Origin of the sequence: Fundicoccus culcitae, from assembly GCF_024661895.1 — a bacterium.
In the GTDB taxonomy this organism is placed as follows: domain Bacteria; phylum Bacillota; class Bacilli; order Lactobacillales; family Aerococcaceae; genus Fundicoccus_A; species Fundicoccus_A culcitae.
On the sequence record NZ_CP102453.1, the window covers coordinates 2793146 to 2818401 of the forward strand.

General features: G+C 38.2%; 20 protein-coding genes and 1 CRISPR repeat array (1 of these 21 cut by a window edge). Of the genes, 17 read left to right on the forward strand and 3 right to left on the reverse strand.

Going from position 1 to position 25256, the window contains the following annotated elements; translation table 11 throughout:
* Window positions 1-4289: direct repeats of the CRISPR family, unit length 36 nt; unit sequence AATCTACAGGTATCCCCGACATAAGGGGACGAGAAC; it begins 324 nt to the left of the window's first position.
* 323 nt (window positions 4290-4612) lie between these two features.
* The 9 genes from NRE15_RS12690 (at window position 4613) to NRE15_RS12730 (ending at window position 12123) form a co-directional block, all read left to right on the forward strand.
* Window positions 4613-4810, forward strand: coding sequence for a hypothetical protein (locus NRE15_RS12690; RefSeq protein WP_313793235.1), 198 nt, complete (start codon window positions 4613-4615; stop codon window positions 4808-4810).
* A 453-nt stretch (window positions 4811-5263) separates the two neighbouring features.
* Window positions 5264-6349: a 3-phosphoserine/phosphohydroxythreonine transaminase gene (serC, locus tag NRE15_RS12695; RefSeq protein WP_313793236.1), complete on the forward strand. Its 1086-nt coding sequence runs from the start codon at window positions 5264-5266 to the stop codon at window positions 6347-6349.
* Window positions 6349-7515, forward strand: a complete 1167-nt coding sequence (locus NRE15_RS12700) for a 3-phosphoglycerate dehydrogenase family protein (RefSeq protein ID WP_313793237.1) — start codon at window positions 6349-6351, stop codon at window positions 7513-7515. Before serC ends, NRE15_RS12700 begins: the two co-directional genes overlap by 1 nt.
* Window positions 7516-7532: 17 nt before the next feature.
* On the forward strand, window positions 7533-8774 hold the full coding sequence (locus NRE15_RS12705) for a DUF1015 domain-containing protein (RefSeq protein WP_313793238.1): 1242 nt from the start codon (window positions 7533-7535) through the stop codon (window positions 8772-8774).
* A 216-nt stretch (window positions 8775-8990) separates the two neighbouring features.
* Window positions 8991-9341, forward strand: a complete 351-nt coding sequence (locus NRE15_RS12710; RefSeq protein ID WP_313793239.1) for a DUF4260 domain-containing protein — start codon at window positions 8991-8993, stop codon at window positions 9339-9341.
* A gap of 220 nt (window positions 9342-9561) precedes the next feature.
* Entirely contained in the window at window positions 9562-10248 is a 687-nt protein-coding gene (locus NRE15_RS12715; RefSeq protein ID WP_313793240.1) for a DUF969 domain-containing protein, read from the forward strand.
* On the forward strand, window positions 10248-11171 hold the full coding sequence (locus NRE15_RS12720; protein WP_313793241.1) for a DUF979 domain-containing protein: 924 nt from the start codon (window positions 10248-10250) through the stop codon (window positions 11169-11171). Before NRE15_RS12715 ends, NRE15_RS12720 begins: the two co-directional genes overlap by 1 nt.
* 15 nt (window positions 11172-11186) lie before the next feature.
* Window positions 11187-11834 (forward strand): pyroglutamyl-peptidase I, encoded by a 648-nt coding sequence (gene pcp / locus NRE15_RS12725; RefSeq protein WP_313793242.1) that lies wholly within the window; start codon window positions 11187-11189, stop codon window positions 11832-11834.
* A gap of 136 nt (window positions 11835-11970) precedes the next feature.
* Window positions 11971-12123 carry a hypothetical protein gene (locus NRE15_RS12730; protein WP_313793243.1) on the forward strand — a complete coding sequence of 51 codons (153 nt, stop codon included), beginning with the start codon at window positions 11971-11973 and terminating at the stop codon, window positions 12121-12123.
* 56 nt (window positions 12124-12179) lie between these two features.
* Here NRE15_RS12730 and NRE15_RS12735 read toward each other — a convergent pair whose 3' ends face one another.
* Window positions 12180-13379, reverse strand: a complete 1200-nt coding sequence (locus NRE15_RS12735) for a hypothetical protein (protein WP_313793244.1) — start codon at window positions 13377-13379, stop codon at window positions 12180-12182.
* Between the two features lie 149 nt (window positions 13380-13528).
* Between NRE15_RS12735 and NRE15_RS12740 the strand changes: the two genes are divergently transcribed.
* Window positions 13529-14716: a M20 metallopeptidase family protein gene (locus NRE15_RS12740; RefSeq protein ID WP_313793245.1), complete on the forward strand. Its 1188-nt coding sequence runs from the start codon at window positions 13529-13531 to the stop codon at window positions 14714-14716.
* 61 nt (window positions 14717-14777) lie between these two features.
* On the opposite strand, the gene NRE15_RS12745 is transcribed toward NRE15_RS12740, so the two are convergent.
* Together NRE15_RS12745 and NRE15_RS12750 are read right to left on the reverse strand one after the other, a co-directional pair.
* Window positions 14778-15968 (reverse strand): M20 metallopeptidase family protein, encoded by a 1191-nt coding sequence (locus NRE15_RS12745; protein ID WP_313793246.1) that lies wholly within the window; start codon window positions 15966-15968, stop codon window positions 14778-14780.
* Window positions 15969-15982: 14 nt separating this feature from the next.
* On the reverse strand, window positions 15983-16828 hold the full coding sequence (locus tag NRE15_RS12750) for a peptidase dimerization domain-containing protein (RefSeq protein ID WP_313793247.1): 846 nt from the start codon (window positions 16826-16828) through the stop codon (window positions 15983-15985).
* Between the two features lie 682 nt (window positions 16829-17510).
* Here NRE15_RS12750 and NRE15_RS12755 point away from each other — a divergent pair.
* The 7 genes from NRE15_RS12755 (at window position 17511) to NRE15_RS12785 (ending at window position 25242) form a co-directional block, all read left to right on the forward strand.
* A complete protein-coding gene (locus tag NRE15_RS12755) occupies window positions 17511-18638 on the forward strand; it encodes an ABC transporter ATP-binding protein (RefSeq protein ID WP_313793248.1) in 1128 nt (375 codons plus the stop codon).
* Between the two features lie 10 nt (window positions 18639-18648).
* Complete coding sequence (locus NRE15_RS12760; RefSeq protein ID WP_313793249.1) at window positions 18649-19629, forward strand: ABC transporter permease; 981 nt, start codon at window positions 18649-18651, stop codon at window positions 19627-19629.
* 41 nt (window positions 19630-19670) lie between these two features.
* A complete protein-coding gene (locus NRE15_RS12765; protein ID WP_313793250.1) occupies window positions 19671-21353 on the forward strand; it encodes an extracellular solute-binding protein in 1683 nt (560 codons plus the stop codon).
* A 34-nt stretch (window positions 21354-21387) separates the two neighbouring features.
* Window positions 21388-22284 (forward strand): carbohydrate ABC transporter permease, encoded by an 897-nt coding sequence (locus tag NRE15_RS12770; RefSeq protein ID WP_313793251.1) that lies wholly within the window; start codon window positions 21388-21390, stop codon window positions 22282-22284.
* Between the two features lie 73 nt (window positions 22285-22357).
* A complete protein-coding gene (locus tag NRE15_RS12775) occupies window positions 22358-23248 on the forward strand; it encodes a metallophosphoesterase family protein (protein ID WP_313793252.1) in 891 nt (296 codons plus the stop codon).
* The gene (locus NRE15_RS12780) at window positions 23238-24599 is read left to right on the forward strand and encodes an MATE family efflux transporter (protein WP_313793253.1); all 1362 of its coding nucleotides are present in this window, start codon (window positions 23238-23240) and stop codon (window positions 24597-24599) included. Before NRE15_RS12775 ends, NRE15_RS12780 begins: the two co-directional genes overlap by 11 nt.
* Window positions 24592-25242: a DUF624 domain-containing protein gene (locus NRE15_RS12785; protein ID WP_313793254.1), complete on the forward strand. Its 651-nt coding sequence runs from the start codon at window positions 24592-24594 to the stop codon at window positions 25240-25242. Before NRE15_RS12780 ends, NRE15_RS12785 begins: the two co-directional genes overlap by 8 nt.
* Window positions 25243-25256 lie beyond the last annotated feature (14 nt).

Sequence of the window (25256 nt, forward strand, 5' to 3'; positions counted from 1 at the left end):
TTCAGCTGTGGGTTCGTATGTTTGATGTTTTTTATAATCTACAGGTATCCCCGACATAAGGGGACGAGAACTGGAGAGTTTATACATACGGTTTACAAGAGAGAGAAATCTACAGGTATCCCCGACATAAGGGGACGAGAACTTAAAATTAATTTTATTTGTTGAATTGTTGATAGCAATCTACAGGTATCCCCGACATAAGGGGACGAGAACTTTGTTGTCGCTAAACTCATTGCGCCCTCTCATTAAATCTACAGGTATCCCCGACATAAGGGGACGAGAACTCACTTGTGAAAACCCTCCATTTTGCAATGTTCTTAATCTACAGGTATCCCCGACATAAGGGGACGAGAACTGCAATACCTTTTTTAAAATTAATTTTTTTATTTAATCTACAGGTATCCCCGACATAAGGGGACGAGAACCCCACAAAGATTTTTCGAGTTAGCAATTGAGGTAGCAAATCTACAGGTATCCCCGACATAAGGGGACGAGAACCTTTGTATTTAATCATATAGTTTGAACCTAAATCTTCAATCTACAGGTATCCCCGACATAAGGGGACGAGAACCTAGATAGATTATTGATTCAAACTTTTTCTCCATTTAATCTACAGGTATCCCCGACATAAGGGGACGAGAACCATGTAAGCACGGGGGATTATTCCACCAGTAAAGAATCTACAGGTATCCCCGACATAAGGGGACGAGAACTTCTAAAACACCTTCATTAAAGCGGTTATGCGTAAATCTACAGGTATCCCCGACATAAGGGGACGAGAACCGCTTAATCTCTTCAATCAGTGCTATGTTAAACATAAATCTACAGGTATCCCCGACATAAGGGGACGAGAACCTAAATTTATAACTCATCTTTCAGCCATACCTCGAATCTACAGGTATCCCCGACATAAGGGGACGAGAACGTCTTCAACTCTTCGCCATCGTCTTCCAAATCGCGAATCTACAGGTATCCCCGACATAAGGGGACGAGAACAATAAGGGCACTACATATAGCCTGTGAGGATTCTAAATCTACAGGTATCCCCGACATAAGGGGACGAGAACTGTTAGATGATAATATATATTTGTAAGATAAAACAAATCTACAGGTATCCCCGACATAAGGGGACGAGAACAACAAGTCAAACAGTCCTTATATATGACTTATAATAATCTACAGGTATCCCCGACATAAGGGGACGAGAACCGTTGCGTCAACTGGTTATATATAGCATTAATGCTAATCTACAGGTATCCCCGACATAAGGGGACGAGAACTCTCGCTTTGTGTAGCCATCGGCAACTCACTAAACGAATCTACAGGTATCCCCGACATAAGGGGACGAGAACATGAGGTTAAATGCAAAAATGCGGGAGATTTGTATAATCTACAGGTATCCCCGACATAAGGGGACGAGAACAAGTCGCAGGCAGAAATTATAGAAAACAAAAACAAAGAATCTACAGGTATCCCCGACATAAGGGGACGAGAACTCGAATGGTTTTTGTTCTTTACAATTCAATTTGAAAAATCTACAGGTATCCCCGACATAAGGGGACGAGAACTGTTCTGCCCACTCTATACGCTCTGCAACAAATTAATCTACAGGTATCCCCGACATAAGGGGACGAGAACCCCAAATTTTTGACCTTGCTTAATTTTCATAGGTTAATCTACAGGTATCCCCGACATAAGGGGACGAGAACGGAAAACGCAATGTTTGAAGAAGTATACGATGCCATAATCTACAGGTATCCCCGACATAAGGGGACGAGAACTGCCGATTATAAAGAGCTAGCACATTTAATTACTGAAATCTACAGGTATCCCCGACATAAGGGGACGAGAACTTGACAGCCTAACGATACCGTCTGATTCAAAGTCAATTAATCTACAGGTATCCCCGACATAAGGGGACGAGAACCATATAATAAAATATCATATTATATTATTATTGATAATCTACAGGTATCCCCGACATAAGGGGACGAGAACAATAAGGGCACTACATATAGCCTGTGAGGATTCTAAATCTACAGGTATCCCCGACATAAGGGGACGAGAACTGTTAGATGATAATATATATTTGTAAGATAAAACAAATCTACAGGTATCCCCGACATAAGGGGACGAGAACAACAAGTCAAACAGTCCTTATATATGACTTATAATAATCTACAGGTATCCCCGACATAAGGGGACGAGAACCGTTGCGTCAACTGGTTATATATAGCATTAATGCTAATCTACAGGTATCCCCGACATAAGGGGACGAGAACTCTCGCTTTGTGTAGCCATCGGCAACTCACTAAACGAATCTACAGGTATCCCCGACATAAGGGGACGAGAACATGAGGTTAAATGCAAAAATGCGGGAGATTTGTATAATCTACAGGTATCCCCGACATAAGGGGACGAGAACAAGTCGCAGGCAGAAATTATAGAAAACAAAAACAAAGAATCTACAGGTATCCCCGACATAAGGGGACGAGAACTCGAATGGTTTTTGTTCTTTACAATTCAATTTGAAAAATCTACAGGTATCCCCGACATAAGGGGACGAGAACTGTTCTGCCCACTCTATACGCTCTGCAACAAATTAATCTACAGGTATCCCCGACATAAGGGGACGAGAACCCCAAATTTTTGACCTTGCTTAATTTTCATAGGTTAATCTACAGGTATCCCCGACATAAGGGGACGAGAACGGAAAACGCAATGTTTGAAGAAGTATACGATGCCATAATCTACAGGTATCCCCGACATAAGGGGACGAGAACTATTGGTCATCGTTGTCAAATATAGCTTCTAGTAATAATCTACAGGTATCCCCGACATAAGGGGACGAGAACTTTAAGTCCTTCTTACTATAATCGCTTATAAAGTTTAATCTACAGGTATCCCCGACATAAGGGGACGAGAACACCAAAAAATAGGATTAGAATTTGAAAAGAAAGGCGAATCTACAGGTATCCCCGACATAAGGGGACGAGAACTTTATGAGTTCGTACAATAGACGAACGGGAAAACGAATCTACAGGTATCCCCGACATAAGGGGACGAGAACAAGAATTAACGAGAGATGAAGCGGTTGAACAATTAGAATCTACAGTTATCCCCGACATAAGGGGACGAGAACCGCGACTTGTTATGCAATTGTCAAAGAACGTTGATAATCTACAGGTATCCCCGACATAAGGGGACGAGAACTATCAACTCAACTTAATATATATATATTTTTGATAATCTACAGGTATCCCCGACATAAGGGGACGAGAACAAAATTTGAAGTAAGATTATCTAATCGTTTTACTACCAATCTACAGGTATCCCCGACATAAGGGGACGAGAACTTGAAGAAGAGATTATGATTAAAGGATAATCATTAAATCTACAGGTATCCCCGACATAAGGGGACGAGAACTCATCAACACCAACAAATTTCTGTTCGTATACCAAATCTACAGGTATCCCCGACATAAGGGGACGAGAACTTTAAACGATAGCGACTTATCATTTGTTGAGCTACAATCTACAGGTATCCCCGACATAAGGGGACGAGAACCTATTGTTGTTATTAATTGTATTTTTCATTTTTATTCAATCTACAGGTATCCCCGACATAAGGGGACGAGAACTCGCTAGTACCGTACACTATGTGACCACGATTTATTAATCTACAGGTATCCCCGACATAAGGGGACGAGAACTTTCATTGGTTGCTATAATCGATTGTCATGCCTTTCAATCTACAGGTATCCTCGACATAAGGGGACGAGAACATGGTTAGGGGTTGTTTTTTATGTTTTATATTCTTAATCTACAGGTATCCCCGACATAAGGGGACGAGAACTCTTCATCTTTCTCAGTCTTTTCATTGACAGCAAAGGCAATCTACAGGTATCCCCGACATAAGGGGACGAGAACCTTTGTTGAATGGTCCTTTAGCTCCTCTAAAATTCTAATCTACAGGTATCCCCAACATAAGGGGACGAGAACTATTCCTAGCCATGCTAGGCTCTTTGGTCACATCAAATCTACAGGTATCCCCGACATAAGGGGACGAGAACAATAACTTAAATTTAACAATCTTAAATTGGCTGTTAATCTACAGGTATCCCCGACATAAGGGGACGAGAACTCATAGCCTTCGGTGAACTTGTTAAAGTGCATAACCAAATCTACAGGTATCCCCGACATAAGGGGACGAGAACCGCTCATCATCCTTAATATCTTTGCTGTCACTAAAAAATCTACAGGTATCCCCGACATAAGGGGACGAGTACACATCCCGATTGCAATAATGTTTGACAAAGTTTGAACCTACAGTTATCCTCAATATAGAGAGATGAGAACGTTGGCTACTTTATTCGTAACTGTAACCATTTTTTCAATCTTCTGACATCCTCAATCTAAGGGGACGAAAACATACTTAAAAAAACTAAATCATTATATTTTGTATAATTACAGGCATCCTCAACATAAGGGGACATAAAACATTTCGATGGTTTCAAATTCAAATACGCACTTAGAACGATGCTTATCATCATTCAAAACAAAACAGTAAAAAATATGACCATGTGAAAAGTAATTAGGAGACAGACAGAAAGTGAAAATCAAAATTGGCAAATTAATTGGATTAATTGTGTTAGATATATTTGTGATTGGCGTAATTGGAGAATTTAGAGACTTGGCTTTTCGTGAAGATTTTTATCTACCTTCTTTAATTCTTGAAAGTATCACCTATCATATGACTCATTTTTCGTTTTCTGGGATACTTAGTATCGTAGGAATTTTTTTTTATTAATCACCCTATTGTTTGTAGCCATTGGTTTTCTTATTTTCAATTGGCAACAACTAAAAACCATTTTCGGAAAAGGGAAAGATGATTAATAGAACTTCAAGAATTGAACCAACCGAGATGAATCTTTCCATCGAATGAATTCTCCAAATCCCAAGGGGATTAGGCAGGGCCTTAGAAATTGATTTTAATAATGAATAAATACCCCAGTACATCCCATGTGATCTACTGGGGTATTTATTTTGATTGTTAGAATCTCCGAAACATTTTTAATCAAAATCTCATAAATTTCGTGTAAAAATTTTCCTTTGTGATATACTACATAAGTAGAGAAGCGACACCCGCTGATTCCAGAGGGATTTATTTGGGAGGTTCTACGCATTTGACACGGTCTATTTGTTTCAATAGGTCAACCTATTTTGGCAGATGGGCTTTTTTACGACAAAGGAGATAATTAATATGAGAGAAGTTTGGAATTTTTCAGCTGGACCCGCGCAAATTCCGTATGAAGTCTTACAAAAGGCGCAGGAAGAATTTTTGTCCTACGACAACTCGGGGATGTCCATCGTGGAGATAAGTCATCGTTCCAGTGCTTTCATTAAAGTCATGGAAGAAACGGAAAGGAAATTACGATCCTTACTCCATATCTCGGATGACTATGGGGTTTTATTTCTTCAAGGTGGGGCTAGTCTGCAATTTGCGATGATTCCAATGAATCTTAAAAAGATAGGTAAAGCCGCTTATATTAATACTGGAAATTGGTCGGTTAAGGCGGCTGAGGAAGCTGAACGTGTGGGGATGCAAGTGGATGTCATTGCGTCTAGTGACGATAAAAATTTCAATTATATTCCTGCTTGGCCAACGGATTTCTCTGGCTATGATTATGTGCATATTACCAGCAACAATACCCTTGAAGGAACCACTTTTTATGAATTTCCACAAACGGGGGATGTGCCGTTGGTAGCAGATATGAGCTCCAATATTTTATCTGAGCCTTTGGATGTGTCACAATTTGGCCTTATTTATGCCGGCGCACAAAAAAACCTTGGGATTGCAGGTTTAACTGTCGTTATCATTAAAAAAGATTTGTTAAAACACCAAAACCAATTACCTAAAATGCTAGATTTCAACCAACATTATGAAAAAGAATCTGCCTATAACACACCACCGACCTTTGCCATTTATATCTTAGGACTGGTTTTGGATTGGGTGGCCGAACAAGGTGGGCTCGAACGCATCGCTGAACGCAATCGAACTAAAGCACAATTACTTTATGACTATTTGGATCAGTCTGAAATGTTTCAACCAACGGTATTTGGCAAAGACCGCTCAATTATGAATATTCCATTCATTACAGGCGATGACGCCTTAGACAAGGAATTTATTCAATATTGCGAACAACATAAGATTGCGACGATTAAAGGCCATCGCTTGATTGGTGGTATGCGGGCATCTATATATAACGCCATGCCTATTGAAGGGGTACAAGCACTGATTGATGTGATGCAAGCATTTGAAGACTTAAAAGGAAGAGGGACTAATTAATGGATATTCGCGTGTATAATAAAATCGCTGACGAAGGTTTAGACATTCTCAAAAATAAAGGTTTTACATTAAATGAAACGAATAACCCTGAAGGGATTATATTACGGAGTGAAGAACTGAATGATTTAGAATTTAACGACAACCTAGTAGCTATTGCCCGTGCTGGAGCAGGTGTCAATAATATCCCGATTCAAAGAGCGATTGAAAATGGAATTGTGGTTTTTAATACTCCAGGTGCTAATGCTAATGCTGTCAATGAGTTAGTTTTTACTTCGATGGTTATGGCCATTCGCCACATGCGTTTCGCCAATCAATGGGTACATACCTTAGTGGGTGAAGATATTCCTAAGCAAGTCGAAGCGGGCAAGAAGCAGTTTAAAGGAAGTGAAATCAAGGGCAAAACCATTGGTGTGATTGGGTTGGGTTCAATCGGGCATATGGTTGGCAATACGGCGGTAAAACTTGGCATGCATGTTTTAGGTTATGACCCTTATATTAAGGAAGAAGCTGCTTATCGTTTAGATCCGCAAATCCAACGCGTCACGGATGTCCAAACCATTTATCAAGAAGCAGATTTCATTACCATTCATGTACCTTATACGCAAGATAATCACCATTTTATTGACAAAAAAGCCATTGATTTAATGAAAAAAGAAACCATTTTACTCAATTTTTCACGCGCTGAGCTCATTGATGTTGCGTCTGTGATTGCAGCGCTGGATAACAAGAACCTACGATACTACTTAACGGATTTTCCCGAAGAAGCATTAATGAACCGCTCTGACTGCTTATTGTTCCCCCATTTAGGTGCTTCAACCGATGAAGCTGAAAAGATTTCGGCCCAAATGGCTGCCAATCAATTATCTGATTTTATTTTAACAGGGAATATTCGCTATTCGGTGAACTTTCCAAATGTTCAAATGGATATGGAAACAGCCTGTCGCTTAGTCATCGTTAACCGCAATATCCCTAATATGATCACCCTGCTGGTAACCGAACTGGGTGAACATCAAATAAATATCGTTCATTTAACCAATAAATCCCGAGGCGATTATGCTTATACATTAATCGATTTTGATGAACAAGACCCTCAAGTCTTACAAGAATTAAAAGAAAAAATCGATGCGAATGAAAATATCTTAAGCGCTAGACTTATACGAAAATAAATCCAAGGAGAATACTGATGGTAAAATTTAAACCTTTTAAAGCCATTCGTCCCAATCCAGACTATGCTAAAGACATCGCAAGTTTACCTTATGATGTGGTAAATCGTAAAGAAGCCAGTGACTTAGTTGCCGATAATCCTTATTCCTATTTGCACATTGATCGAAGTGAAGTTGATTTACCGGATGAAGAAAATCCCTATGCGGATGCTGTCTATGCCAAGGCGGCGCAAAACTTGCAAGACTTTCAAGCTAAAGGCTGGTTAAATAAAGACATTTCAGCCATGTTTTACATTTATGAATTGCAGTTTATGGGACGCAGCCAAACGGGTCTGGTGGGCGTTGCAAGTGTGGAAGATTATCTCAATAACGCTATTAAAAAGCATGAATTTACTCGTTATGAAAAAGAAAAAGATCGTATTCGCCATATGGATAGCTGTGATGCAAATACCAGTCCTATCTTTTTAACTTACCGTGATCAAGCTTCTATTAATACGCTGATTGAAAATTGGAAAAATAAGCATCAACCTATTTATGATTTTGAAAGTTTTTACGACACCCAACACCGTGTATGGATCGTAGATGATGTCAACGTTCAAGCACACCTACAAGCAGCTTTTGAAGAACAAGTACCAGCCATGTACATTGCCGATGGTCATCACCGGACAGAAAGTGCCGCTAAAGTGAGCATGATGCGCAAAGAAGCTGGGACGCTTTCTGAGACAGGAGCCAATTTTTTAAGTGTCGCTTTCCCTGTTCAGCAATTACACATTTTTGACTACAACCGCTTGGTGAAAACAGACTTACCCACCAACTTCATCGAACGTCTTTCTGAAGATTTTGAAATAAATAGCGTTGCTAAAGACCAGCGCCAGCCAGACGAACAAGGTATTATTGGTTTGTATTTTGACAATCAGTGGTACCATACCAAGTTAAAAGCCGATAAAACAGCTGACGATTTAGTCGGGCGTTTAGATGCTTCGGTTGTGCAAACCTTTATTTTCAATAAGCTATTTAATATCGAAAACCCTCGTCAAGATAATCGCTTAGATTTTGTTGGAGGTATTAAAGGCATGGATGTGTTAGAAGCGGCTGTCGATAGTGGCGAAGCTAGTTTGGCAATTGCCTTGTATCCAACTACAACGGATGATTTGTTAGCTGTGGCTGATGCAGGCGAAATAATGCCACCTAAGTCAACCTGGTTTGAACCGAAATTACTCAGTGGTTTATTTGTGCATGACTTAGAAACAAAAAAGAAATAAGTTCCCGCTTAAAAATTTGATACTTAAGAACCAATTGTTTTATATTAATTGTGTATTCGTCTAACGTCTCGCTTAGATTCTCATTTCGACACAATGATATAAATCCTTTGGTTTTTTTTTGCTTGCATTTTATTGCTACTAGAAGCATCTGACTCGCTTAAAAATTTATTAGTCCATATAATGAAGGCAAATCAATCTTCTAAAAGGAGTGACTTCATGAAACCGGCCTTAATAATCAAATTAGAATTTCTCAGCTTATTAGCCCTCACTATTTTTGGCTATTGGTATTTCAATTATGCTTGGTGGCCATTCTTTGTATTTTTACTACTGCCCGATATTCTCATGCTTGGTTATATGATAAATCCCAAAGTGGGTAGTCTGGTGTACAATTTAGGACATACACTAAGTATACCAACCCTGATTTTTATGATATTTATTCTTCAAGGGAATCGCTTGATGATTCAAATCGCACTCATTTGGATGGCGCATATTTGTGCGGATCGCTTCCTTGGATTTGGCTTGAAGTATCCGTCGGATTTCAAGGATACGACCATTCAAAGGCTTTGAAATATATAAGTTTCTTTTGCTAATTTGGATAATAGGGTATAATCTAGCACGGATATAATAAAATGTTGCAGTCAAACAAATGTAAACATAACCAACCCAGGAGCAAGGCTTAAATCAGTTATTCTTGGGTTGGTCTTATTTCAGTGCTAAAAAATTATTATTTTTTATTTCTTTAAAAATATGGTAAGATAGTTAAATCAATTTAAAGGAGAAAATTACCATGGAATATTTACCGTTAATTGGGATAGTCATTATCGTCATTGGATTTATGATGAAGGTTGATACTATCGCTGTTGTTATTGTGGCGGCTATTGTCACAGGCTTAGTCAGCGGCTTGTCGTTGACTGAAATTTTGGCCCTTTTAGGCCAAGGGTTTACAAATAATCGTTTAGTCACGCTGTTTGTACTCACTTTACCGATGATAGGATTATCTGAACGCTATGGGTTGAAAAATCAAGCCATACATTTAATCGATAAAATAAAAGGTCTCACCGTTGGAAAATTTTTATCGTTATATTTATTTATTCGAGAATTATCAGGGGTCTTTTCATTAAGACTGGGAGGACACCCACAATTTGTTAGACCACTGATCGAGCCGATGGCCCAAGCTTCTGCTGTAGCCAAATATGGTGAAACGGATGAGAAGACTCAGGAGCGTATAAAAGCCCAAGCAGCAGCCATGGAAAATATGGGAAATTTCTATGCGCAAAATACCTTTGTGGGTGCATCGGGAACCTTACTGATTGCTGGAACGCTTGAGTCGCTTGGCTATCATGCGCCGGCTGCCCAAATTGCAGTAGCGTCATTTGCGATTGCGGGAATCGCCTTAGTTTTGGGGATCGTGTATAATTTATGGTTTGATCGACAATTAGACAAGAGGTACAAAAAAGAAGGGAGCAAAAAATAATGGATTTGTTCTTTAATTATTTATTGGAATTTTTCTTTATTGTGGCGGGTCTTATGTTTGCCTACGCGGGTTATCGTGCGTATAAAGATGAAACGAATGCGAAAAATGTTGGAACAGCTCTTTTCTGGACTATATTAGCTGTGTTATTTATTTTTGGGAGATGGTTGCCTGCGGTTGTGTCGGGCATACTAGTTGTTGGTTTAGGTGTCATCACGATGTTTAAACAATTCGGGGGTAGTACTGAGTATGTCGAAGATACGCAGAAAGCTGCTGATTCTGCGGCGAAACACGGAAATAAAGTATTTATTCCCGTGATTGTTATGGCGGTTTCAGCTATTGTTATTTCATGGTTGATTCCAGCATCGAGCACCACGGTGATTGGTATTGGAGCGCTCTTATCTCTAATCGTTGCCATTTATATTTTTAAACCATCGGTTGAAGAAACCTTAAATGAATCCAATCGGATGGTTCAACAAATTGGTACGACCAGTATTCTCCCACAATTACTGGCTGCTTTAGGAATTGTCTTCGTTGAAGCAGGTGTGGGCGATATTGTAGCCAACCTAATTAGTGGTTTCGTCCCGCAAGGCAATATCTTCTTAGGGGTCACAGCCTATGTATTAGGGATGATGATTTTTACGATGATTATGGGAAATGCTTTTGCGGCTTTTACAGTCATCACAGCTGGAATTGGCGTTCCCTTTGTGTTGGCACAAGGTGGTGATCCTGTGATTGCCGGTGCTTTGGCGATGACCGCTGGATATTGTGGGACACTTCTGACCCCTATGGCTGGTAATTTCAACATACTTCCTGTAGCATTATTAGAGATGAAAGATGAATATGGCGTTATCAAAGCCCAATTGCCAATGGCAGTGATTATGGCGGTAGTGCATATTCTATTGATGTATTTTTGGGCATTTTAGAAGGAGAAATGTATTATGAAAATTTTAGTAACCGGATTTGATCCATTTGGCGATGACATTATTAATCCAGCGATTGAAGCAGTGAAGCGACTACCTGATACAATTGATGGGGTAGAGATTATCAAATTAGAAATACCTACCGTTTTTTATAAGAGTGCCGATGTGGTCAAAGAAGCGATGGAGAGAGAACAACCGGATTATGTCTTGAATATCGGACAAGCAGGCGGTCGCTTTGAGTTGACGCCTGAACGGGTGGCCATCAATCTTGATGATGCACGTATCGCAGATAATGAGGGCCAACAACCCATTGATGTGGCAATTCAAGCAGATGGAGAAGCCGCTTATTTTAGCCAATTACCCATTAAAGCTATGGTGTCTTATATTAAAAAAGAACAAATCCCTGCTTCGGTTTCAAATACAGCTGGCACCTTTGTGTGTAATCACATCATGTATCAAACACGCTATTTAACCGCCACTGAATTCCCCCATACTAAAGCAGGCTTTATGCACATTCCGTTCTTACCTGAACAAGTTGTTGAGCGTCCAAACACACCGTCTATGGCGCTTGCGGATATCGTAAAAGGTATTACAGCGGCTCTAAAAGCGATAATTGATTATGATGGCAAAGCCGATTTAGAAACGATTGGCGGAAAAACCCACTAATTAACAGAAAAATCCTTTCAATAAATATCCCTATTTTAGATGGAATGTGCTATAATAGCGAATGTAAAGCTTTTGAATTCGTTTACATAAAATTAGCTTATAAGAATCTGTTTAATCAATTATAGGGGTGAACCATGTGTTGAAATTTATGTTGATTGCTTTAGTCGTTATTTTGGTCATTAATTTTTTAGGTGTTTATGGGGTTATTGGGACCTTGTTGGTGGCTTTGTTATTAAGTCGCAAAAAAGTCGTGAAAGAAAGCCCATCAGATTTAGAGATTGATTTATAAAAAAAGCATACTACCTCGTCCACATCAAGGTAGTATGCTTTTTATATAAGATAGGTTTAATTTAAGCCTGCAAGAACGGGGGCTAAGAAACCAGCCAGAACAACAGAAGCAATCGACACGGTTACAAACCCAGCAACCAACACTTGTGGACGCGTTCTTTGAAGAATAATTTCTTTTTCATCCGGTGTTTTAGCCAAGGCACTAGCAACTTCACCAGGAATAATAAATGTCCCGGGGAATCCGATTAGCGCCGTAATGCCGATACCAATTGACATCCATGGTGAAACCTTTAGGAACTTACCAACAATGCCTGAGAAGATAACAATCCCTACCGTACCTAATGCTAAGGTAATGATAATTGGCCAAGCTAAGTTAATTAAAATATCAACCGTAGCGCCAGTTAAACCATTAAAGATAACAACTGTTAAGGCGACCATTGCAAAACCATAGGAATTGGCTTTCGTCAAGGGTTCACGTTCAAGCAGACCTAATTCAGCTACAATTACACCAAAAATTAAACTTAACACGTTAGTATCTAATACGTTATAGCCAGCAATACTTTGTGCCCAACGGGAGATGAGCATTGCGACAACGGCAACCGCTGCTACTTTAGCTAAATACCATTCGGATGAATTTAGTTTTTCAGGTAACTCAAAACGACCTCGTGTTTTTTCCGTATTGCTAGTCGTTTCTACTTTAGCTAATTGAATCGTACCAGAACGATAATCCTCTAACACAACGTTGGCTTCTTTTCGCATAGCATAGGATAAAACTGGGTAGCCAACAAAGCCTTGAACAACAACGAGTAATGAAGCTAAAACTTGTAAATCTTCACGACCAATGGAGGCTGCTGCTTCCCCCATTTGAATTCCGGCAATAACCCCACCAGCAATCGGCGGTGCAGCTACTAAGGCTGTTTCAATACCAACCACATATTGTCCAATTAAGACAACAAAAATAACAATACCAACGATAGCAGCTAAGGCAATCAGCACCGTTTTCCACTGTTGAATCAGTTGCTTAACATTCATCATGGTTCCAATATGAACGAGTAAAAGCGGAATAAGCATGGCACCTACCGCTAACATGGTGGAGTCAGCAAAGATGGATCTTGGTAGTACACCAGTCAAGAATAAAACTAAGAAGATGACTGAACCAGAAAATAGCATGGAAATGACACTATTGGTTTTTACAGCTAGCATATTTCCTAAAGCCATGATTAGTACAATAATAAAAAATGCATATAAAGCCGTCATGAAAAACACTTCTTTCTTTAGAATATTTTAACCATCTTAACGCAATTTTCATATTAAAGCAAGGTTTTTCAATTTCTTTCAGAAAAACCCTTGTTTTTTATTAAAAAAGGTTCATAATAAACGTTAATAATTATTAAGGAGTGATTAGAATGACTAACCAAACGGTTAAAACATTTATTTTAGAACACGAAAATGAATTGATTGACATGCGACGCTATTTACATACCCATCCAGAATTATCGATGGAAGAATATGAGACAACCAAATATGTTGCTCAACAACTGGATGCCTTAGGTGTTGATTATCGTGTCTTAGAAGGTGACCGTGGTCTTATAGCCGAAATTAGTGGTCCCAAAAAAGGTAAAACAATTCTCCTTAGAGCCGATATGGATGCTTTACCCATTAATGAACTAAATGATCATCTAGAATATAAATCAGTTAAACCTGGTGTTATGCATGCTTGCGGCCACGATTCCCATACTGCCATGTTGATATTTGCCGTTAAAGCATTACTCGAAGTAAAAGATCAAATTAAAGGAACCATTCGTTTTATTTTCCAACCAGCAGAAGAAGTTGCCGAAGGAGCTAAGATAGCTATGGCACAAGGAGTGTTAGACAATGTGGATAATGCTTTTGGTATCCATATTTGGTCAAATGCGCCAACAGGATATATTTCATGTCCAGTCGGGCCATCCTTTGCAGCAACCGATGAATTCCATGTTACATTTGAAGGTAAAGGCGGACACGGAGCCATGCCTCACCTTTCGCATGATGCGGTTATCATGGCGACCGAATATACTAATGCCGTTCAAACCTTAATTTCTAGAACGATTGATCCTTTAGAAGCAGCGGTGATTACAGTAGGAAAGATTGAAGCTGGGGATCGATGGAACGTTATCGCCAATGATGCTAAATTATCCGGTACCGTGAGATCCTATAGCCCAGTGGTTCGTGCCTTACTAGAAGAAAAAATGAAGCTATTTGCCGACCATATAGCAGCCATGCATGAAGGAACAGCTGTTTTTGAGTATTATCACCGAACCGACCCGGTTAATAATGATAAAGAACCAGCTCTTTTAGTTGAAAAAGTAGCCATCGATGCTTTTGGTGCTGATTCTGTTCACCATGAAGCACCGACTATGGGCGGTGAAGACTTTGGCTTCTACCTGACAAATATGCAAGGTGCCTTTGCTACGGTTGGTTGTGCCAACCCTGATTTAGGCTCAGACTATCCACATCATCATCCACGTTTTAATGTCGATGAAAGCTCATTAAAAATCGGCGCTGAATTGTATGCTCAATATGCCTTGGCCTATTTAGCCCAAGACGCGTTTTAAGATAATAAAAGAGAAAGTTTCTTCTAACCTTTTGGAAGAAACTTTCTCTTTTTATTTGGCTTTATTGATTTAAGTAATCTAAGGTAAATTGTACCATGGTCGCAATGGTATACCGCATCGCTGAATCATCCACATCAAATTCAGCGGTATGATGGTCTGCACCAATACCTTTTTCGTCATCTTTAGTTCCGACAAAGGTAAAGACAATCGGAGCAATCTCCTTATAATAGGCAAAACTTTCCGAACCAAACCAAATTTGATCCGTAATCAAGGTGTCTTCAGAAAAATTCGTCAAAACCGATTGTCGAGCAATCTTAGCCAACTCACTATCATTAATCGTAGCTGGCATCGCCACACCAGTTCGATCACTGAATTCAACGCGACAATTATGAGCTTCGCCGGTTAAGGTAGCCACTTTTTTAAAGACCTCTAAAGCTTTATGACCTTCCGCTTCATCAAAATAGCGTAATGTTCCATTAGCGAAGGCTGTTTCAGGGATAATATTAACGGCATTCCCAGAATGAACTTGTCCCATACCTAAGGTCACCGTCTTTTCGACATCAATTTGATTGACCCAAGCACTGGCTACAGCATTTAAGATTTGCGCCATGGCAAAGATAGGACTAATGGCTTGATCAGGACGTGAACCATGACCTGATTTTCCATGCACCGTAAACTCTGTAATCATGGCACCTGACATATTTGGACCATCATTCACAACAATTTTACCTAAATCAATATGGGCAGCCACATGATTGCCATAAAACGCATCAATATGAATATTATTTTCTTTTAGGAATTTCATCATTACTTTAATGCCTGAGGCTGTTTCTTCCGCTTCTTCGAAAATAAAGATAATTTTTCCACTCAATTGATCTTTCATTTCAATTAAAATCTGCATAACAGACATCAAGGTAGCCATATGTAAGTCATGTCCACAAGCATGCATAAAACCAGGGTTTTCCGATATGACCGTGCGTTCAACTTTCAAATTATGCGTACTCTCAGTGACGGGGAGCGCATCTAATTCCGTTCTTAAAGCCAAGGTTTTACCGGGACGACCAGTATCTAACGTTACGATAAAGCCGGTATTAGAAGCTTGTTGAATGGGTAAACCCCACGCTTCAATTTGTTTTTTTAAATAAGCAGCCGTTTCATACTCATTGCCCGATACTTCTGGATGGGTATGTAAGTAATGTCGTAAACTAATAGCATAATCTTTGTAACTATCTACACGTTCTAAAATAGACATTTGTTCACTTCCTTTTAAGATTTTAAAATTGACAAGGTCTTCGCAAGCATGGCTTGAATTGCATTTTCAACGACGGCCTGATTGCTAACATCAGAAGGCAACGTTACTAAGCCCGTTTCAGTTGAAAATTCAACGGTACATTTATGGAGTGGGGCAAGGGCAATCGCCGTATCTTGAATCAATTGCAAAGCCTTTTCTCCTTCATCCGGGTCATAAAACCAAATACTACCTTCAATTTTGGCATTAGGTGGAATAATATTTTCAGCTGTTCCAGAATGGAAATGATCTAAACTGAAAGCATGAACTTTTGTGACATCCAGTCGGTTAGGCCAAAGGGTCGTAATCGTTGCGATAATATTTGCGCTAGCAAAAATCGGACTAGCCGCTAAATCAGGTCGACTACCATGACCCGCTTGTCCGTGAACAATCATTTCAACACGAATGTGTTTCAGCTCCTGAACTTGCTCTAAATGGTTTTCATAAATAGCCGCAGGATTCTTTCTATCGATATACGCCGTTGCTTCTGAAAAATCCTTTGACGTTTCAAAAACAAAATAAATATCCCCACTGAACGCTTCTTTTTTGTCAACCAAATAGGTGATGGTCTGAATCCAACTCGTTATCTGGATCGATGAGGCATCTAAAGGTGTTCGGAAAACGAAAGTTTCACCCAATTGAGATGTTTCTAATACTGCTGCAAAAGCAGTATCACTCATCCTTTCAACTTTTAGACCCATATCGGTGAACAAACCTATCAAATAGGTGTTCATATCACTTTCTTTTTGTGATGAAGTAAAATCATTTTGAAGTGTATGGTTGATTTCAAGCGCTTTATCTATATAAGTCTGTTTAATTTCCATCCTATACCTCCTCTATATATTGTTTTTTATTAAAATATGATTAAACTAGTTTGATTATACACCAAACAGGAACGCTAACCAAGGACAAAAAATAGACGCCTAGTTGGATTAACCAGGCTGTATAGGTTAAGTCTCAATCCTTAGCTGTTATTAAAGGATAGAGACTTTTTTTTTTGCTTATGTCACCTTATGTAAAATTATTAATTTAATGTAAAAGTGAAGAAAACAATCATTGTTATCGGGAAAGGTTAATTTATTCATTCAACTATATTATAAAATAGCACTCATTTTAATAACTAAATTTAATCGATTAATTGCCTGATAGAATCAATGTCAAAACGGAAAAGCATAATAAAAACTATGATATTTATATATAAATTTCGCTACATAAAATTTAAATGAAAACGTATTGTGAAATTTATTTCAATGAAAACAAGTCATAAAGGCGTTGAAATGTTAAGAAAAACAAGCGCTAAAAAAATGTAGCAGAAAAGTTTACTCGAAATTTACAAGTGTTTAACTTTAATTTTACAATCGTGTGCTATTCTTTTTCTAGTAAAGTTTTTAATTTTGTTTTAGGAGGTGACTTCATTTAAGCAAGTAAAGATGGGAGTTGTTTCTTAGAATGGTTTAATTTACTAGTGGAAGAGGTGAGTCGTCATTAACTCTTAATGACATTATTATGGCAGAATTAGAATTAAAGCATATATTTAAAGATTATATTCCTGGTGAGCATGCTGTGACTAATTTTGATTTAACCATAAACGATGGCGAATTTATTGTGTTGGTCGGACCGTCTGGTTGCGGAAAATCAACAACATTAAGAATGATCGCCGGTTTAGAAGAAATTACTTCAGGTCAAATCTTATTAGATGGCAAAGATATTACGGATAACCATCCTAAAGATCGCGATATTGCTATGGTGTTTCAAAGTTACGCTTTGTATCCCCACATGACGGTGAGAGAAAATATGGGATTTGGTTTGAAGATGCGCAATATTACCAAAGAAGAGATTGATTCAACGGTAGAAAACGCAGCTCAAACGATTGGAATGGATGAATTCCTTGAAAAGTTACCTAAAGAATTGTCTGGTGGCCAACGTCAGCGGGTAGCACTTGGACGTGCAATTGTTCGTAATCCAGAGATATTTTTAATGGATGAACCTTTGTCAAACCTAGATGCTAAGTTACGTGTGCATACACGAGCTGAAATTTCCCAATTACATAAAAATTTAGGGACAACCACCATCTATGTAACGCATGATCAAGTTGAAGCGATGACGATGGCCGATCGAATTGTTGTCATGAATCTTGGCCATATCCAACAAGTTGGCACTCCGCGTGAAATCTATTTAAAACCACGGAATATGTTTGTTGCTGGTTTTATTGGTTCACCTGCGATGAACTTTATTCAAGTGAAGTTAGTGGAAAACGGTTTAATTATTAATGGGGAACAAGTTGCTATCCCAGCAAATATTCATCGTCAACTAGCCGAACAAGGGTATCTAAACAAAGAAATTACTTTAGGTGTTAGACCAGAGAATATCTTTGAATTAACAGATACAGATGAAGTAAGCAATCAACCTGTATTAACTATTAAGGTGCTTGTTGCTGAAATGTTAGGCTATGAAACATTAATTCACTTTGATTTAGGTAGTACACGCGTCATTGCTAAATTAATTACCCTAGATGAATTTGAAATTGGTGAACAATTACAATTGTCATTTAACTGGGACACGGTGCATTTCTTCGATCCAATGAATGATGGTGAGCGTATCGAAATCAGCAAAAACCAAAAAGTAAGTGTTTGAGGTGAGATGATTGAATAATACAATAACGAGCCGTCAAAAAAGGGCTGAGATGGATGTTGAACAATACTATTCACCCATCAAAAGAAGTTTATGGTCTAAAATACTCAAACATAAAACGTTTTATATGTTTTTACTGCCTTGTATTGTATTCTTTGCCATTTTTTCTTATTGGCCAATGTCCGGTTTAATTCTATCATTTAAAGAATTTAGATTTGATCGTGGCTTATTAGGAGGCGATTGGGTAGGCTTGCGTTACTTTGAACAATTTTTTAGAGACCCTAGAAGTGACATGTATATTCGTAATACATTAATTATTAGTGCTCTAAAATTGTTCCTTTATTTGCCTTTCCCAATCTTATTAGCCTTAGGTTTTAATGAGATTAGTAACCGCCGTGCACAAAGTACGATGCAAAGTATTTCATACTTGCCTTATTTTATCTCTTGGGTCGTTGTGGTTGGTCTGATACAACGGATTTTAGCACCGAATACGGGCTTATTAAATCAAATCATCCAATTTTTTGGTGGCACAGGGGATACCTTCTACCTAATGCAAGAAGAGTATTTTTTCCCAATCGTCTTCATAAGTTACCTTTGGAAAGAAATCGGATGGGATTCAATCGTTTATTTCTCGGCCATCGTAGGGATATCACCGTCATTATATGAGGCAGCTGCCATTGACGGGGCCAATCGACTTCAACAAACACGTCATATCACCTTGCCAAGTATTCGAACCACTATCTTTTTACTTTTCCTTCTATCATTAGGTGGAATTTTGTCAGCTGGTTTTGACCAAATTTATTTGTTGCAAACACCAGGAAACGCGAATGTATCTGAAACCATTGATACCTATGTGGTGCAAACAGGTTTACAAGGCGGACAATTTGGTTATGCAACAGCCATTGGGATGTTACAAGGGGTAGCAGGCTTAGTGCTTACCATCATTATGAACCGTCTAGCTAAAAGAGTATCCGATGATGTAACGCTTTGGTAATCACACAATAACTATCAAAATAAATAATTAGGAGTATTAAAATGAAAAAATTTATTAAAAAAGCATGTGCTATTTTATTAACAACTTCCGTTATTGGAACAATGTTAACAACGACTTTTATCAGTGTTTCAGCTCAAGAAACATCAGATAATTTTATCGCTGATCGTGAAATTACCGGTTTAATTTTCATGAGTGATGGGGATGTTTTTGATGAAATTCCTGAAAACATTCAAAATATTATTAAAGAACAAACAGGTATTACTTTAAATATCCAAGGTGTTGGTACAAGTAATTCGCAAGAAGCCTTAGCTGCTGGTTTAGCTGCAGGTGACTTACCTGATTTTATCGTATTTAACTTAAATGACTCTGGAAGACCTGAAATGCAAATGTTATTAAATGCGTCTAACCAAGGTATGTTCCATGATATCGCTCCTTATCTTCAAGAATCAGAAATTTATGGAAAATATTTTGAAGAAGGCTACTTACCTTTAGATACGGCTCAAAATATTATGTTTAGAGAAGAATTTAATGGTGCTACGTATTTAGTTCATAGAAATATTGCGCGTGTAGGTGGCGAAATTAACACCAACTTTGTCGGTGGACTTTACATTCGTCAAGATATCGTAGACGATTTAGGTATCGACCCTTCTGAAATTACAACCTCTGCACAATTAAGTGAATTAGGTTACCAAATTCAAGAAAATGGCTATACAGATGTGAATGGTAATCCTGTGACTGTTTTTGGACCAACTCAATGGGGTGGAACTGACCGTCGTTATTTATATCAAGATATCGCTTGGACTGGCGACTCTTATGAAAAATTCTTCCCTAATGAAGATGGCGTTGTTGTTCATGAATCACAAACTGACTATATGATGCAAAGAATTGAATTTGTTCAAGGTCTTTTAGCCGATGGTTTATTGCATCCTGAATATTTCACTATGGACGAACCACGTGCTCAAGAAGGAATCATTAACGAAAGCTTTGCGATTGTTTCTGATATGAACAGTAACTTTAGAAAAGTTGAAGATGGCGCTTATGTAAAATTAGGACCTATCCAACGTGTTGATGGTTCAAACCATTTAATTACCCGTTATAAATCAGGTTATGCTGGTTGGGCTGTTCCAACAACTACCGACAATCCGGAACAAATCGTTCAATTTGCTGATTGGTTAGCTACTAAAGAAGGTAAATTATTATGGAATTATGGTATTGAAGGCGAACACTATGATTTAGATGAAAACGGCTATCCAGTTATTAAACAAGAAGTTTTAGATTTATTAGCAGCTGACCCTCAAGCAGCTCAAGACTTAGGTTTTGGTGGTGTTGGTGCCAAATGGGGTGAATATTTAGGTTCAACTGACTTAGCCCCGGTTGAAGATTTTGGTGAAGAATATGGGGGCTTCAATGCTTTACAAGGTAATTCTGTAGGTGTTCAAGTGGCTCAAGATTACTATACTGAAGAAAAATTAGCTAATGTAGAAGTTATTGATGGTATGTCACCTAAATCTTTCTTATATGAATTCGAAGGTTCAGATGGTATGTTAACAACCGCCTTAAAACGTTATGAAGAAGATTTAATTAGAGCATTTTATGCATCATCTGTTGAAGAAGCTCAACAAATCATGGATGGTTCAATTGAAGGTTTAGAAGCAGCTGGCTTAAATGACTATTTAGATTTCATTAATCAAAAAATCGCTGATGGCACACAAATAATCTATTAATCTCAACTTATTGTTTGAAGAAAGGGGTAAAAGCTTGAAAGCAACAAGTAGTAGTGTATTAACTAAAAGCATAATAACGGTTTTAATCGTTTTTTTATGTATTAGTATTATCCTGCCGTTTTTACACATTTTAGCTTTAGCCTTCAATGATGGACAAGATGCAACCCGGGGTGGTGTCTATATTTTCCCCAGAGTCTTTTCTTTAGACAATTTTGCTGAGGTTTTTAGACAAGATGAACTATTAAATGGCTTAGTAATTTCAGTGTTCCGAACGGTAACAGTAACCGTATTAGGTGTGTTTTTAATGTCAATGGCTGCCTATGCCTTAACGATTAAGACACTGCCAGGAAGAGGCTTTATAACATTCTTTGTCTTCTTCACCATGTTGTTTAGTGGCGGTACAGTACCTTATTATTTAGTGCTTTCAGAGTTGAACTTAACCCACTCCATTTGGGTCTATATCTTTCCTAATTTATACAGTGCGACCAACATATTGTTGTTAAGAAGTTCGTTCGTGAATTTACCAACGGAAACAATTGAGGCAGCACGTATTGATGGGGCAAGTGAGTTCAGGATTTTTTGGAATCATGTTTTGCCAATGAGTAAACCTGTTCTTGCGACCGTGTCGTTATTTACGGCAGTGGGGCAATGGAACGACTGGTTCTCAGGTTCATTTTATGTCAGACAGCGAGATTTAAAACCTTTAGCAACTTTGTTACAAGAAATGTTAACCAGACAGACCGCCTTGAGTGATTTGTTACAATCGCAATCGGGTTTTACCGATTATGCCTTGTTGGATCAAATCACCATTACGGGTCAGTCTTTACAAATGGCTACCATTATTGTGGTTATTTTACCAATCATCTTAATGTATCCATTTATTCAAAAATATTTTGTTCAAGGTATTACGATTGGCGCTATAAAAGGTTAAAAGATACTTTAATATTCATTATTAATACCTCCAGGGACAAACGTTCGTGGAGGTGTTTTATAGAGGTGGAATTATGCGATTAAATTACCGTAAAGAGGGTATTTTTAAAATATTACAAATGACGGACACACATATTGGCAATATGCCATTTCATGCCGATGATGAAAAAACATTTGATTTAGTCAGACGTGCGATTCACAAACTAGATGTGGATTTGATTATTCATACCGGCGATATTATATGGTCGGAAGGGGTTAAAGACGCCGACATTGTTTTTAAGAAATTTATTGAGATTTTTAATGAAAGTGATATTCCTATTGCTATTACCTTTGGAAATCATGATACCGAAGAAATCATTACACGCTCGGATTTACGTCAGTTATTTAATCAAACGGTTAAAAATAAAGCCGAAAAAGTTGATATTGCCGTCTTTGATGATCGTGAAAATTATGTGATTCCTATTTATGATGCTTCAAATACTGAGGTTCAAAATGCGCTCTTTATTTTAGATTCAGGTGCCGCCTCCCCACTGCCTTTGAGTGAATATGATTGGAATCAACCAGAACAAGTTGAATGGTTTAGAAAAACAGCCCATGCCTATTTAAAAGGTGACCATGTCAAGCGGCATTTAGTTTTTCAACATATCCCACTACCAGAGTATTGGCAAGCAGCAGATAACATTTTAGCAGGTGTCAATAAAGAAACCAACGAACGCATCTCTTCGCCTACAATCAATACGGGTTTATTTGCGAATATGCTCCTTAATACAGAAATTTGGGGGATGTTTGTGGGGCATGATCACGACAATAATTTTGATGGCTTATTTAATGATATCCACTTAGTGTACGGAAATGTCAGTGGCTATCAAACCTATGGTGAATTGACTAGAGGGGTTCGGATGATTGAATTAAATCAACATACGCAAGACATTAAAACATATACGGTAACTAATGATGAATTATGAGGTAAAGTCAACGTATCAACGTTTCATTAGTCTTTTTCTTCCCTTAATGGTAGAGCATATTTTTATTATGTTAATCGGGAATGTCAATGTGGTTTTATTATCATATTACGATGATACTGCTGTAACGGTCACGGGGATTGCAGATCAACTCTTGTCAATCGGGACAATGGCTATGGGGATTGTCAGTCTAGGAAGCACCATCTTATTTTTACAAAATGCTGAAAAAGAGAAACTCAATTATGTTCAAGGTGTTGCGCGTCAAACCTTAGTGTTAAATATCAGTTTAGGTTTGTTTTTATTTGCTGTAGCCGCCTTTGCAGGGGAATACTTGATAACGATGATGCAGACACCAAGCAATTTGTCAGATCTAACTAATCAATATTTAAGAATCATGAGTTTTAGTTTATTATTCCAAGGGATTACCTCTTCTGTGAGTGCCTTGTTAAGAAGTTTTGGACAAGTGAAGTATGCGATGTTCTTGTCTATTTTAAATACAATCATTTCGATTATTGGGAACGCCCTAGTTATTTTAACCCCTTGGAACCTACTAGGTGGCGGTGTCATTGGGGTAGCGAATGCGACCGTTATGACACGTTTAATCGGTGCGGCTTTAAGTGGTTATGCTGTCTATCGCTATTTACCAATGATTTGGAAAAACTTATTCACATTCAAAATTGAAGAGTTATCAATCATTAAACAAATTCTTGCATTAGGAATTCCTTCAGGAATGGAAAATGTTGCCTATAATATTTATCAAACCATTATCACCGCTATTATTACGTCCATGGGTGCTGCTAGTCTGAATGCCAAAATCTACACGCAAACAGCAACGGCCGTTGTGTTCACTTTGTCAGTCGCTGCCGGTCAGGCTTTACAAATTTTGCTCGGGGAGTTCCTACGTCAAAACGATACGGGCAAAGTAAAATACTTTGCTAAACGAATTACACTAGCCTTTGTCCTGATTGGTGCCATCATCAATATCATCATCGCCCTTTTAGGCCCTTTTGTAATCAATATCTTTACAACTGATCCAGCTATTATTGAATTAATGCGTGTGTTATTGTGGTTGAATGTGCTATATGATCCTTTACGTAGTGCCAATGAAATCTTAATTGCTAGTTTACAAGTGACCGGTGATGTCCGTTATCCGGTTATTGTTGGTATCGTGGTTATCTACTTAATTACAATACCTTTTAGCTTCTTATTTGGTAGTGTGTTGGGACTAGGTTTGATTGCGGTATGGTGGATATTTATTTTGGATGAAGGGATTCGGGCATTTAGTATGTATAGGCGGTTAAACGGTAATCAATGGGTGGGGCGTTATATGAAAGAAGGAGTCGTCAATGAATAAATTTGTAGCTAAAATTTCATATCTTTTTGATTATGTGTTTTATGTCGTTTCGATTCATTTTTTATGGTTCATCGGGCTATGTCTGGGTTTATTGGTTTTTGGCTTAGTGCCTTCGACGATTACAACCTTTAGATTAGCTAGACTGATTCAGCAAGATAGTGATCTTGCCATTGCTAAGTTATTAACCAAATGGTGGGCCTTTTTTAAAGACGATCTGGCGAAATATTGGAAAAATAGTCTTGGATTTAGTTTGGGTGCGATCGTTCTTATTTTGAATTATTTGTATTTACAACAATCACAAGGATTTCTGTTAGGGGTTGTATTTTATGTAACCTTGATATTGATGGCCTTTTATATCATTGCTCTATTTTGGTTTGCTTACTTGTCAGCTAATCATATCGAGTTGTCTAAGTTTGACACGTTAAAAAATGCGGTTTCGATTCCCATTGTTTATGTATTGGAAATGATTGTGTTAGTAGTGTTTTTAGCTGCTTGGTATTTGTTAGTTAGTCAACTTATTCCGGGTTTAAATATTTTCAGTTGGTATGGGGTTTTGTGTTTAGCGTTGAACTATGCCTTTGGCCAAATCGTTGAAGGAAATAATTTGAAGAAGTTAAATAAACTTTGGAAAAGAATGGGTTAGCAATATAGCTCAAG

Bases quoted from the DNA above. Each gene is read 5' to 3' on its own strand.
- NRE15_RS12780 (WP_313793253.1), top strand. From the start codon at position 23,238: ATGAATTATGAGGTAAAGTCAACGTATCAACGTTTCATTAGTCTTTTT.
- NRE15_RS12755 (WP_313793248.1), top strand. From the start codon at position 17,511: ATGGCAGAATTAGAATTAAAGCATATATTTAAAGATTATATTCCTGGT.
- NRE15_RS12705 (WP_313793238.1), top strand. From the start codon at position 7,533: ATGGTAAAATTTAAACCTTTTAAAGCCATTCGTCCCAATCCAGACTAT.
- NRE15_RS12720 (WP_313793241.1), top strand. From the start codon at position 10,248: ATGGATTTGTTCTTTAATTATTTATTGGAATTTTTCTTTATTGTGGCG.
- NRE15_RS12740 (WP_313793245.1), top strand. From the start codon at position 13,529: ATGACTAACCAAACGGTTAAAACATTTATTTTAGAACACGAAAATGAA.
- NRE15_RS12775 (WP_313793252.1), top strand. From the start codon at position 22,358: ATGCGATTAAATTACCGTAAAGAGGGTATTTTTAAAATATTACAAATG.
- pcp (WP_313793242.1), top strand. From the start codon at position 11,187: ATGAAAATTTTAGTAACCGGATTTGATCCATTTGGCGATGACATTATT.
- NRE15_RS12765 (WP_313793250.1), top strand. From the start codon at position 19,671: ATGAAAAAATTTATTAAAAAAGCATGTGCTATTTTATTAACAACTTCC.
- NRE15_RS12700 (WP_313793237.1), top strand. From the start codon at position 6,349: ATGGATATTCGCGTGTATAATAAAATCGCTGACGAAGGTTTAGACATT.
- NRE15_RS12750 (WP_313793247.1), bottom strand. From the start codon at position 16,828: ATGGAAATTAAACAGACTTATATAGATAAAGCGCTTGAAATCAACCAT.
- NRE15_RS12745 (WP_313793246.1), bottom strand. From the start codon at position 15,968: ATGTCTATTTTAGAACGTGTAGATAGTTACAAAGATTATGCTATTAGT.
- NRE15_RS12710 (WP_313793239.1), top strand. From the start codon at position 8,991: ATGAAACCGGCCTTAATAATCAAATTAGAATTTCTCAGCTTATTAGCC.
- NRE15_RS12735 (WP_313793244.1), bottom strand. From the start codon at position 13,379: ATGACGGCTTTATATGCATTTTTTATTATTGTACTAATCATGGCTTTA.
- serC (WP_313793236.1), top strand. From the start codon at position 5,264: ATGAGAGAAGTTTGGAATTTTTCAGCTGGACCCGCGCAAATTCCGTAT.
- NRE15_RS12715 (WP_313793240.1), top strand. From the start codon at position 9,562: ATGGAATATTTACCGTTAATTGGGATAGTCATTATCGTCATTGGATTT.
- NRE15_RS12785 (WP_313793254.1), top strand. From the start codon at position 24,592: ATGAATAAATTTGTAGCTAAAATTTCATATCTTTTTGATTATGTGTTT.